The following is a 12,789-nucleotide window of genomic DNA, read 5'->3' as shown; positions in this document are numbered from 1 at the left end:
CTTTCAAAGTTATCACGCCAACTTTTCTGAATTTCTATATTCCCAACGGATACGAGTTGGACAAAATGGCAATAGACAAACGGTCAATTAATCGCTATATCGTTAGATAGCCACACGCATGTCATACGTGTTTGAGCGGTCTGTGATACCAAGGAGAAAGTGTATGGCCTCTGATTTGCAACAAAATAAAAACAACGCTATCGAATTTTATCGTACAGCTTACCAAGGAAACCCTCGTGAAGCGGTTGAGAAATTTGTTGGCGACCAATACATTCAGCATAACCCATTAGTCGGAAACGGAAAGCAGCCATTTATTGATTATTTCACTCGAATGCAGAAGGAATATCCTAATAAAGACATCAAGTTTGTAAGAGCAATCGCCGAAGGTGATCTAGTTGCTCTACATACCCATCAAACTTGGCCAGGTGGAGAAGAATACGTCACAATGGATTTCTTCCGTTTCGACAACAACGGAAAAATTGTCGAACATTGGGATTCTATTCAACAGATACCTGAAGAAAATGAAAATGGCAACCCCATGTACTGATTCGCTAACATGAATACACTTTGAGCCCATAGTGCTTGCCAAGAACCCATTAATTGTACTTTAATTTGTATATTCAATTAGTGAGTAATGTTGATAATGTCAGACTCCCCCCTATACGTACAAATTAAAGATTATATTGCTGATAACATCGATTCTGGGTATTGGTCAGTTGGCGAAAAAATCACGACTGAACTTGAACTGACCAAGCAATTTAATGTGAGTAGAATGACGGTGAATAAAGCCATTCGTGATCTAGTCAATGACGGTAAGCTAGTGCGCAAACCAAGGGCAGGCACCTTCGTATGCGCCCCTGCCGAAAAGTTGGAATCTCCTCTACTTGATACGACCAACATTGCTAACGAAGTCGAGCAGCGTGGTCATCTATACCACAGTGACGTTGTCAAACATACAGCAATCGTTGCAGACAATACTGTTGCGACAAAACTCGGCATCATGCTTGGCAGTAACGTTTTCTATAGTGAAATTATTCACTTTGAAGAAAATGTCCCTATACAACTTGAACTGCGTTGGGTAAACCCTAGTTTTGTCCCCGATTATCTTAAACAAGATTTCACCAACGTGACGCCTCACGAATACCTCTCTGACACCTGCCCGCTGACGGCGATTGAACATACAGTGGAAGCCATCAACCCAGACACCTCGATCCGTGAGAGATTGAACCTTTCACAACACGAGCCATGCCTGCTATTAAATCGCCGAACATGGAGCCAAGATAAACTCATCAGCAGTGCGCTTCTCTATCATCCTGGTTCAAAATACAAACTGAGTTCGAAAGTATCCTTTAACTAAAGCAAAATTAAACCGTTCACAGATCGGTAACAAAATGGTTGCAGCGTAGCAAAATTTGCGATATTTATTTGTATATACATTTAAGCAATCAAACTAGGAATTTGTCATGTGTAGTGAACACGACCTCATTCTTGTTAACGCTCGATTGGTGTCAATGGAAAGTGATGACCGCGGTTATGCCATAACTTCACCTAAAACGGTCACCATTCAAAAAGGTAAGATTCATAGTATTACAGATACAAATTCCACCGAGCATTCCGGTGTTCAAGTCGTTGATTGCAAAAATAAGCTGGTTACTCCAGGATTAATAGATAGCCACACTCACCTTGTTTTTGGGGGCAATCGGGCCGAAGAGTTCGAACAAAGACTCAAAGGAGTGAGTTACGAAGCGATTGCCAAACAAGGTGGCGGCATCTTGTCCACAGTGAACGCCACAAGAAAGGCAACCGAAGATCAACTGGTCGAAAATACATTGCCTATCTTAGACGGGCTATTACGCTCAGGTGTCACCAGTGTAGAAATCAAATCAGGTTATGGCCTCACGTTAGAAGACGAGTTAAAAATGCTGCGAGCGGCCAAATCGCTCGAAAATCATCGCCGCATCAAGGTCTCCACCACTCTACTCGCCGCTCACACCACTCCTACAGAATATAAACATAATCCAGATGCTTACGTTGACTTAATCTGCCAAGAAATCATCCCAGCCGCTTCTGAACTCGAACTTGCAGATTCCGTTGATGTATTTTGTGAGTCCATCGGTTTTAACATCGAACAAACCGAACGAGTTTTTGCCACTGCGCAACAATACGGATTAAAAATAAAAGGCCATGTTGAGCAGCTATCGAATTTAGGTGGCGCGCAGCTTGTCGCTAAATACAAAGGCTTGTCTGCTGATCATATCGAATACCTCGACGCAGTAGGCGTGCAATCCCTCGCGGATTCAGGCTCGGTGGCGATGCTACTTCCCGGTGCATTTTACTTCTTAAAAGAAACTCAACTTCCGCCTATTTCTCAGCTCCGAGAGCTCAATGTCCCTATGGCCATTGCTACTGATTTCAACCCAGGTACGTCACCTTTTGCAGATTTGACTATGATGATGAATATGGGGTGCACTTTGTTTGGCTTAACACCAGAAGAAGCTTTGCGTGGCGTGACATGTCACGCCGCAAAAGCGCTTGGTTTGGGTCACTCTAGAGGGCAAATAAAACAAGGGTATGAAGCAGACTTGGCGATTTGGAATATCGCTCACCCTGCAGAGCTAAGCTACCAAGTTGGCATTCCGCGTCTCTCTGCCCGAATCGTCAATGGAGAACTGTGCCATGACTGACGCAACTAAAGGTGTGACTAGCCAACAATTTCACTGGCAAGGTCGCCATGACGCCGAAGACGGCGAATTTGGTAAACGCATACACCACATTATTAAGCAAAAGCAAGCAAACGAACTTAACGAATCAACTAAAGCAGTCAGCCTATTGGGTTTTGCCAGTGACGCTGGCGTAGCCAGAAATAAAGGCCGTATTGGTGCCAAAAAAGCGCCGGATTTGATACGCCGTGCATTGGCTAATATGGCATGGCATAAAGACGTGTCTTTGGTCGATCTCGGCAACGTAGTTTGCGAAGATGATCAACTTGAATCTAGCCAAAGCTTGTGCGGAGATGTGATTGCACAAGCACTACCCTACACTCCTGTGGTCACATTGGGCGGCGGACACGAAGTGGCTTGGGCCTCTTTTCAAGGGCTTGCCAAATATTTCCAAAAACATGCACCAAATAGTAAACCTAAAATCGGCATCATCAATTTCGATGCGCATTTCGATTTGCGCGCATTCGACAGCCCTCATGCAGAAGTAAAGCCAAGCTCCGGAACACCATTCAACCAAATTCATCATTTCTGCCAACAAAATGATTGGGCTTTTCACTACGCGTGTATTGGCGTGAGTAGAGCAAGTAACACCAGCGCCTTGTTTAATCGCGCCAAAGAACTCGGTGTATGGTACGTAGAAGATTTTAAGCTCTGCTTTATGAACCATATCTACCACCTCACGCAACTACAGCATTTTATTGATAACTGCGATTACATCTACTTAACCATCGATTTAGATGTCTTCCCCGCTGCAACCGCGCCGGGCGTAAGTGCGCCCGCCGCTCCCGGTGTTAGCTACGAATCGCTTTCACCATTTTTAAGACGAATTCTCAATTACCCCAAGAAAATGATGCTCGCCGATATTGCCGAGTATAACCCTACTTATGATGTGGATAGCCAGACTGCGAGATTAGCAGCAAGGCTATGTTGGGATATTGCTAATGCGCTAGCAGACAAAGTATTACCGCAAGAAGAACATTAACTTTAACTAACTGAAACATAAGAATAATAACGACGATAAATACATTAATATAAAGGATTCAACCATGACCTCAAACCATACAAACAATCAACGTTTAGATACGAGTCGAACCATTCGCGCTCCTCACGGAACGACGCTGCGTGCTAAGTCTTGGTTGACTGAAGCACCACTTAGAATGCTCATGAATAATCTAGACCCAGATGTCGCCGAGCACCCTCATGCCTTGGTTGTGTATGGTGGAATTGGTCGTGCAGCCAGAAACTGGGAATGTTATGACAAGATTGTCGAGACATTAGAAAGACTCGAAGAAGATCAAACCTTATTAGTACAATCCGGCAAGCCTGTCGGTGTGTTTCCAACTCACAAAAATGCACCACGTGTGCTGATTGCCAACTCTAACCTCGTTCCACATTGGGGTAACTGGGAACACTTCAATGAGTTAGACAAAAAAGGCCTGATGATGTACGGCCAAATGACAGCAGGCAGCTGGATTTACATTGGTTCACAAGGCATCGTCCAAGGTACCTATGAGACCTTTGTTTCTGTGGCGAAAAAGCATTTTGGTGGAGATGCAAGTAAACGTTGGATTCTAACGGGTGGCCTCGGTGGAATGGGTGGCGCTCAGCCGCTTGCGGCTACTATGGCAGGTTATTCGATGATAGCCGTTGAATGCGACGAGTCTCGCATCGACTACCGCCTTCGTACTGGTTATGTTGATAAGAAAGCAACAACGCTCGATGAAGCGCTAGCTATTGTCTATGAATCTGATGAGCCTGTCTCAGTAGGATTGCTTGGAAATGCAGCCGACGTCTTCCCTGAACTGGTTGAGCGCAATATTACTCCGGACGTGGTAACCGACCAAACTTCTGCGCATGACCCACTCAATGGATACCTACCACAGGGTTGGAGCTTAGAGCATGCGGCTGAAATGCGTCAAACTGATGAAGCTAAAGTCGTCAAAGAAGCAAAAGCATCGATGGCCATTCAGGTGCAAGCCATGTTAGAGCTTCAATCACGCGGAGCCGCCACATTGGATTACGGCAACAATATTCGTCAGATGGCGCTAGAAGAAGGTGTCGAAAATGCCTTTGATTTTCCTGGTTTTGTACCCGCTTACATCCGTCCTTTATTCTGTGAAGGCATTGGCCCATTCCGTTGGGCTGCACTTTCTGGCGATCCAGAAGATATTTACAAAACCGATCAAAAAGTGAAAGAGCTTATCCCAGATAACCCGCACCTGCATAATTGGCTGGACATGGCACGTGAGCGAATTCAGTTCCAAGGTCTGCCTGCACGTATCTGCTGGGTTGGATTAAAAGATAGAGAGCGTTTGGGTCAAGCATTTAATGAAATGGTGAAAAATGGTGAGCTCAAAGCGCCAGTGGTTATTGGCCGTGATCATCTAGATTCTGGCTCTGTTGCGAGTCCAAACCGTGAAACCGAAGGCATGATGGACGGATCAGATGCAATTTCAGATTGGCCGTTACTGAACGCGCTTCTTAACACGGCTGGCGGAGCAACTTGGGTTTCGCTTCACCACGGTGGTGGTGTCGGAATGGGATTCTCACAACACTCAGGCATGGTCATTTGCTGTGACGGTAGTGACGATGCGTCTGAGCGTATTGCTCGCGTTCTTCACAACGACCCTGCCACTGGTGTCATGCGTCACGCCGATGCAGGTTACGACATCGCCAAACAATGTGCAGCAGAGCAAAATCTCGATCTGCCGATGCTAAACGATGAACTTGGTAAGCTGAAGTAAGGAAATGAAGATGTTAGATTTAACGCTAAAGCCAGGCAATCTTAGCTTAAAAGAACTGCGCCAAGTAAGTCGTCATCCAGTGCGTGTTCAACTTGATCCTGATGCAATCCCAGGCATTGAAGCAAGCACTCAAGTCGTTGACCAAGTCATTGAAGAAAACCGTACCGTTTATGGTATCAACACAGGGTTTGGTCTTCTGGCCAATACCCGTATTGCACCAGAAGATCTAGAGACGCTACAGAAAAGTATCGTATTGTCGCATGCGGCAGGGATTGGTGAGCTCATGAGTGACGAAACAGTCCGCCTCATGATGGTGTTGAAAGTCAACAGTTTAGCAAGAGGCTTTTCTGGAATCCGCCTTTCAGTCATTAACGCCTTGATCACCTTGATCAATGCAAATGTCTACCCATGTGTGCCACAAAAAGGCTCTGTTGGCGCCTCGGGTGACCTTGCTCCATTGGCTCATATGAGCACCATTTTGCTTGGCGAAGGCGAAGCAAGGCACAATGGCAAGATTATCTCTGGGTTGGAAGGGCTTAGAATCGCAGGGTTAGACCCTATCACGCTTGCTCCAAAAGAAGGGCTGGCACTGCTTAATGGCACGCAGGCCTCGACGGCGTTCGCGCTAGAAGGCCTGTTCGTTGCTGAAGATTTGTATGCCTCTGCTACTGTATGTGGCGCCATGTCTGTGGAAGCCGCACTCGGTAGCCGACGTCCATTTGACCCACGCATTCACCGAGTCAGGGGGCACCGAAGCCAAATCGATGCGGCGGAAGCATATAGACACTTGCTAGATACACGCAGTGATATTGGTGATTCACACACCAATTGTGAGAAAGTACAAGACCCGTACTCACTGCGTTGCCAACCGCAGGTGATGGGAGCTTGCCTGCAACAGATTAGAAATGCGGCTAGCACTTTAGAAGTGGAAGCAAACTCGGTGTCAGATAACCCGCTCGTGTTTGCTGAAGATGGCGATATTGTCTCCGGCGGAAACTTCCATGCCGAGCCAGTTGCCATGGCAGCAGATAACTTGGCTCTTGCGATTGCGGAAATCGGCAGTTTGTCGGAGCGAAGAATGGCATTACTCATTGATAGCGCGTTAAGCAAATTGCCTCCATTCCTAGTCGACAATGGAGGGGTCAACTCTGGCTTCATGATTGCTCAGGTCACCTCTGCGGCGCTAGCAAGTGAGAATAAAACACTTGCTCATCCTGGTTCGGTAGATAGCTTGCCAACGTCCGCAAACCAAGAAGATCACGTTTCTATGGCGACATTTGCCGCCAGAAGGCTGAAAGATATGGGCGATAACACCCGTGGTATTCTCGCTGTGGAGTACTTAGCCGCAGCGCAAGGGCTAGACTTTAGAGCACCCAATCAATCCTCTCCACGTATTGAGCAAGCCAAGCACCTGTTACGTGAACGCGTACCTTTCTACGATAAAGATCGCTACTTTGCACCCGACATCGAGTCGGCCTGTAGCTTGTTGAAACTTGCCGTTCATAATGACTTTATGCCAAGCACGATTCCGCTTAGCTTTTAGCCTATACGCTATCAAAACCGATTAGCCTAACGTAATGTTAGGCTTTTTTACTATTGCAATCGTGAATTTCTTCAAGTATTTTGAAAGACTTACACTAATGAAATTACACTGGATGGACCATTAACGGTCGAATCTGATATATAATCCTTACAATTTTTGCTATTTGTCACGAGTTATGTTCCTAACACCCTATTTTTTAAAGAAAGACGACCAATTTCAATTTACACGTCAGCAAGCAAGTCACTTTGCTAAGAAAGTCGCGGGCGATTACAACCCAATTCACGATGAAGACAACAAACGCTTTTGTGTGCCTGGAGATCTTTTATTTGCGGTGTTACTCCAAAAAGAAGGAATCAGCGAAAAAATGCGCTTTGATTTCTCTGGAATGGTGGGCGATGGCATAGGTCTTCGCATAGAGAACAAAAATGACAATCAAAGTGTGGTTGTCGACGAGAATGGCAAAGAATACCTGACTGTAGAGCGTCAAGGCTCGGTGAACACCGATGCCGAATTTATCGAGCATGTCGTGACCAATTACGTACAGTTTTCTGGCATGAATTTCCCCCACATCATGGTTCCTTTAATGGAACAAGAGCAAATGATGATTAACTGCCAGCGTCCGCTTGTCATCTACGAAAGTATGGAAGTGGAGTTCAACCGTTTAGATCTCCACAAACCCCAGGTTGACTTCACTGGCGCTACTTTTGATGTTGATGGAAAACGTGGTGTTGTAACTCTTAACTTCGCTTTCATGGAAAACGGTGAAGTGGTTGGTAATGGCGTCAAAAGAATGGTCGCAAGTGGCCTTAAGCCTTATGAGCACGACGCGGTTGCAGACTTAGTAACACGTTTTAACGCTCGTAAAGAAAGTTTTCTCGCTGACGTTGCCGAAACGGTTGCTGCGTAACCCTTCAAAGATGCGATAAAAAATCCTCCTGAATGGAGGATTTTTTAATTCTGCTATCTGTTTAACCCGAAAGCATTGATACTAGTGCTTGCAAAGGGTGGCGAATAGCTTGGTTTTCAAAGCGCTTCACTTGGCTTCTGCACGAGTAACCCGTCGCCATACATCTGTCGGTTGGCAACTTATCTAAACTTGGCTTCCAGCTTAGCCCATAAATGTCGTTTGACATTTGCAGTTTGTCGACTTCATGGCCAAACGTGCCCGCCATCCCACAGCAACCCACCGCAATTGCCTGTAAAGCCGCGCCAAAGTGAGAGAATATCGCCCCCCACTCTTTCTCGCTATTAGGCATCTTGGTTTTTTCTGTACAGTGCGACAGCAGATACCAAGTATGATGATCAAAGGTTTTCAGTGGTTTGAACTCTTCAAGCCGAGGAAGCAGCCACTCGTGCACATTTAATACCTGAAAATCGCCGCGGCTTTCACCAAGAATCTCATGATATTCATCGCGATAGCAAAGCACCAGTGCGGGATCGACACCCACCATAGGAATGTCTAAAGCGGCCACTTGTGATAGGAACTCAGCGGTACTTTTTGCGGTTTCCGCAAACTTGGCCAAAAAACCTTTGATGTGCTGTGCCTTGCCATTAGGCTTGAAAGGAAGCACCACTGGTTTTTTACCTAACTTGCTGGCCAATTTGGCAAAATCTTCTACCACTTGAGCGTCATAAAATGTCGTGAAAGGATCTTGAACAATCAGAACATAGTCACTTCTTTCTTTGGCCGATAAATGCACCAAGGTTTCCATATCAAAGTCCGTAGAAGCCACCTTCCTTTTCACCAATGTCGGTGTCGATAGCAACGGCGTATCAACATAGCCAACGGATGAAGCCGTGGCTCGTTTCACCAACGCATTGTTTAGCGCAAAATTCACCATTCTAGGCGCTTTGGCCAGCATAGGTAGCATCGTCTCGATATTGGCCACTAGATAGTCTTTCATCGGCCTTTGGTAACGCGTGTGGTATAAATTAAGGAATCGAGATCTAAAGCTTGGTACATCCACCTTTATTGGACATTGGGTCGCACACGCCTTACAAGCCAAACACCCATTCATCGCCTCGTACACTTCATGTGAAAAGTCATACTCATGTCGTTTGTTGGCGGTGTGGCGAAGCCTGTCTATCAACATTTTTAGCGAGGAGGTCGAGTTCAATGCTTGTTTTTCAAAATCCAAGATATCGATTTTTTGTTCGCTGAGCTGTCTCAACCACTCTCTGACCAAACCTGCGCGCCCTTTGGGTGAATGCCTTCGGTCGGCTGTCACTTTCATTGATGGGCACATAGGTGAGGAGGTATCGTAGTTAAAGCAAAGGCCATTGCCGTTGCATTCCATTGCCTGCTTAAAACTGTCTCTCACTTGAACATCAATTTGCCTATCAAAGTAGCCTCTCTTAATGCCCGTCACTTTGACCAGTTCAGCATCACTATCGAGTGGCGTACAAATTTTACCCGGATTCATTTTGTTTAGCGGATCAAAAGCCGTTTTTACTCGGCGCAGTTCGTGGAATAACTTGTCGCCAAAAAATTCTGGTCCATACTCAGAGCGAAAACCTTTACCGTGCTCGCCCCACATGAGTCCACCGTATTTCGATACCAGTTTTACGACTTCATCTGACAATTCATGCATCAAGCGCTCTTGCTTTGGATCGCACATGTCTAAGGCAGGCCTGACATGCAACACACCAGCATCAACATGGCCAAACATGCCATATTTGAGGCCCTTGCTATCAAGTAGCTCTCTAAACTCCGCGATAAAGTCTGCCAGATTTTCTGGTGGCACACATGTATCTTCTGCAAAAGGAACTGGCTTCGCGCGTCCTTTAGCAGCACCAAGTAGGCCAACCGCCTTTTTACGCATATTGTAAATTCGATTGATACTGTCTAAGTCTGTGCACACCTGATAACCAATAATGCTGGATTCTTGCGACTCCAGCATAGCGTCGAGTTTTTCCCTCAATATTCTGACTTGCTCGTTAACTTCTGTTTCATTTTGTCCGGCAAACTCGACAATATTGATACCAAGCATTTGTTTGCCGGGTACTTCGGTAAGCAAATCACTGACGGTGTGCCAAACTATATCTTGTTTGGCCAAGTTGAGAACATTGGAATCCACCGTTTCTACTGATAAGGCATTGGCTTCAACCATAAACGGCGCATTTCGCAACGCGGCATCAAAGCTATCGTACTTAACGTTCACCAGTGTGCGTACTTTTGGAATTGGGGTAAGATTCAGCTTAGCCTCGGTAATAAATGCCAATGAGCCCTCAGAGCCGCACAAGATCCTCGCTAAATCAAACGAATCATTGTCACTGTCAAAGGCATTTTTAAGATCGTAACCTGTTAAAAATCGATTGAGCGGTGGAAATTTGTCGACAATATCTTGTCGATTCTCGGTACATACTTGTCGCGCTGTCGCGCACGCACTATGTGCGAAAGATTCAAACGCTGGCGTACCCTTAGAACCATCTGTTTCATAGATTGAACCATCAGCAAAAACCGCCTGTAATGACAACACATGATTGGATGTTTTGCCGTACTTCAAAGACCCTTGCCCGGACGCATCGGTATTAATCATTCCACCTAGCGTCGCACGGTTACTGGTTGATAAATCGGGCGAGAAAAAATATCCATAGGCTTTGACCGCTTGGTTCAATTGATCTTTAACCACCCCAGATTGAACACGCACCCACCCTTCTTGTTCATTAATTTCAAGAACTTGGTTCATATGTCTAGACATGTCGACGACAATCCCTGACGTCAACGACTGACCATTGGTGCCTGTCCCGCCACCACGTGGTGAAAAAGTCACTCTCTTATATGCTGGTTTTGAACTAATCTTACCTAATAGGGAAACATCTAGTGTTGTTTTGGGATGCACCACAGCTTGTGGCAGCTGCTGGTAAACACTGTTGTCTGTGGCAACTGCGAATCGGCTTGAGTATTGAGTCTCGATGTCGCCGCTAAAGCCTACGTTTTTCAGTTCGTTTAGAAATTTTTGAACGGTGGCGTCAACATCAGATTGTGTTTGTAATCTTGGTAACATTTGCTTCCTGCCCAACAATGCCGACTCAGTCTGCATTGGGTGTTGAGTTAATTTGATATTAATCTTTGATTTTGGTCACTTTACAACATTTGAAAAGGTGATCAAAACAGAATCTTAATGCCACAATGAAACATGTGCTTGCCAAACTTGTTGAGTTGCGTAAGTCACAGATTTACTTAGACAGAAATGCAGTGATTAAAATAGGCCTACAATGAGAAAAAATAAGATTGTCACTACCGAAGATATCTTGTTAAAACTTTGCCAGTCGGTTTCAGGAGTTTTAACCTCAGCCACCGGTTCTAACGTAACCTATTCAGCCATGGTACAAAAGATTACCAAGACAAGCCTAAAACCTGATTATGGCTGCTTTGTTTTGTTCGATGGTGGCTTCTCTGGACTTGTTGTCATTAACTTTACCGCCAAATCAGCGCTCGAACTGTATACCAATTACATGAGAAACATGGGCATTCCAGAAGAAGAGTTGGCCATCGTGCATACTTCTGATGAGGTTGGCGATGTGTTGGGCGAGCTAATGAATCAATTGGTGGGCGATTTCACCAACCGTATTCGCAAGGAGCTTCGCACCGATATCACGCAAAACCAGCCGAAAATGCTGGCACTTAACAAGCAGGTCGTGCTATCCGTTGATACGAACTTAGATAGAGCGCAAGTACGGAGAGTGACATTTTCCACTGAAGGCAATAACATTTTTTATCTTGAGTTAGCGATGGACAAAACAGAATTCATTCAGTTAGAAGAATTCGAAGTGTCCGATGATGAAACACCAGATTCCATTTTGGAAAAGGCTCTCAAGAATAAATCAGAGCAAACTAACAATGCGAAAGAGAACAACCAACCAGACATTTCTGACGATTTGTTAGATGAGTTAGGTATTTAGCGCAATTGGAGTAATATTGAAGCCATGTTACTCCAGTTAAAATCTTCTTTATAATCAATGACAAATAACCAGGTTGGTACATTTTGTAAAACTCCAGCTCTTTCACTTATTGTATAAAAACGTTAAAATGGTCAACTTTATTATTATCAGGCCATTTTTTCGTCGATGGATAAACAAAAAGCACTTAAGAAAATAGCGAAATGCTTGGAGTTAGGTAACTCAGCCAATGTAAACGAAGCAGCGAATGCTATCAAAATGGCCCATCGCCTAATGCTTAAGTATGGCCTGGATAAAGATGATATTGAATTCATCAAAATGGGGAAAACCCAATCAAGCCATTTGTTGCCTAGCAACATAGGTTCGACCTTATTGCGTGTCATTCGAGGGATTAACACTAAGTTTGGTGTGGAAGCCGTATTATTAAACCATAAGGGTCTGAAGCGCGTCGAGTTTATTGGCGAAGCAGACCGCGCTATTTTTGCCGCTTTTGCCTTTGATATTATTTATCGTGAAATGAATGAGCATACTGGGAAATTCCGTAATAGCTTCGCAGGCTCAGGAACGTCAAATTTAGAAGTCACTCGTCGAGTCAATTCATTTGTTTCTGGATGGGTCGAAGGCGCCCTTGAAAAGCTACCGATTATTGCCCCTGATGACGAGTCAGCTAACAAAATCAATAACTACATTGATAAAGAATTTAAAAATATCGACCGGGAAACTTTCAAGCAGCAACTCAAAGAAGCCATGAAAAACATCACTGCAGATTACGAAGTCGGGCTCAAGAAAGGGCGAAAAGTATCGGTAAGCCGACCCATTGATGGTGCTCAAGCACCAAAAATGCTTCGATAATCGCATAATTACTGAGTTAGGCGACAGC

General features: G+C 45.0%; 10 protein-coding genes. 9 read left to right on the top strand and 1 reads right to left on the bottom strand.

The window, feature by feature from the left end; translation table 11 throughout:
- Positions 1-163 precede the first annotated feature (163 nt).
- From M9194_RS20315 to M9194_RS20285, 7 genes are all read left to right on the top strand, one after another.
- Entirely contained in the window at positions 164-547 is a 384-nt protein-coding gene (locus tag M9194_RS20315) for a nuclear transport factor 2 family protein (protein ID WP_250614531.1), read from the top strand.
- A gap of 96 nt (positions 548-643) precedes the next feature.
- Positions 644-1,357, top strand: coding sequence for a histidine utilization transcriptional repressor HutC (gene hutC / locus M9194_RS20310; protein WP_250614530.1), 714 nt, complete (start codon positions 644-646; stop codon positions 1,355-1,357).
- A 106-nt stretch (positions 1,358-1,463) separates the two neighbouring features.
- Entirely contained in the window at positions 1,464-2,684 is a 1,221-nt protein-coding gene (gene hutI / locus M9194_RS20305) for an imidazolonepropionase (RefSeq protein WP_250614529.1), read from the top strand.
- Positions 2,677-3,702, top strand: a complete 1,026-nt coding sequence (gene hutG, locus M9194_RS20300; protein WP_250614528.1) for a formimidoylglutamase — start codon at positions 2,677-2,679, stop codon at positions 3,700-3,702. The genes hutI and hutG overlap by 8 nt, the downstream gene beginning before the upstream one ends.
- A 64-nt stretch (positions 3,703-3,766) precedes the next feature.
- Positions 3,767-5,464 (top strand): urocanate hydratase, encoded by a 1,698-nt coding sequence (gene hutU / locus M9194_RS20295; protein ID WP_250614527.1) that lies wholly within the window; start codon positions 3,767-3,769, stop codon positions 5,462-5,464.
- Between the two features lie 10 nt (positions 5,465-5,474).
- On the top strand, positions 5,475-7,007 hold the full coding sequence (gene hutH, locus M9194_RS20290) for a histidine ammonia-lyase (protein ID WP_250614526.1): 1,533 nt from the start codon (positions 5,475-5,477) through the stop codon (positions 7,005-7,007).
- A 175-nt stretch (positions 7,008-7,182) separates the two neighbouring features.
- A complete protein-coding gene (locus M9194_RS20285) occupies positions 7,183-7,914 on the top strand; it encodes a DUF3581 domain-containing protein (protein ID WP_250614525.1) in 732 nt (243 codons plus the stop codon).
- A gap of 61 nt (positions 7,915-7,975) precedes the next feature.
- Here M9194_RS20285 and ydiJ read toward each other — a convergent pair whose 3' ends face one another.
- Positions 7,976-11,014 (bottom strand): D-2-hydroxyglutarate dehydrogenase YdiJ, encoded by a 3,039-nt coding sequence (gene ydiJ, locus M9194_RS20280; RefSeq protein WP_250614524.1) that lies wholly within the window; start codon positions 11,012-11,014, stop codon positions 7,976-7,978.
- A 211-nt stretch (positions 11,015-11,225) separates the two neighbouring features.
- Here ydiJ and M9194_RS20275 point away from each other — a divergent pair, with 211 nt between their 5' ends.
- On the top strand, positions 11,226-11,912 hold the full coding sequence (locus tag M9194_RS20275) for a DUF3334 family protein (RefSeq protein WP_250614523.1): 687 nt from the start codon (positions 11,226-11,228) through the stop codon (positions 11,910-11,912).
- Positions 11,913-12,077: 165 nt separating this feature from the next.
- Positions 12,078-12,761, top strand: a complete 684-nt coding sequence (locus M9194_RS20270; RefSeq protein WP_250614522.1) for a DUF2786 domain-containing protein — start codon at positions 12,078-12,080, stop codon at positions 12,759-12,761.
- Positions 12,762-12,789: the final 28 nt, after the last annotated feature.

The sequence above is a fragment of the Vibrio sinus genome (genome assembly GCF_023634645.1).
Classification (GTDB): Bacteria; Pseudomonadota; Gammaproteobacteria; order Enterobacterales; family Vibrionaceae; genus Vibrio; species Vibrio sinus.
This window is presented reverse-complemented; position numbering and strand designations above follow the sequence as displayed.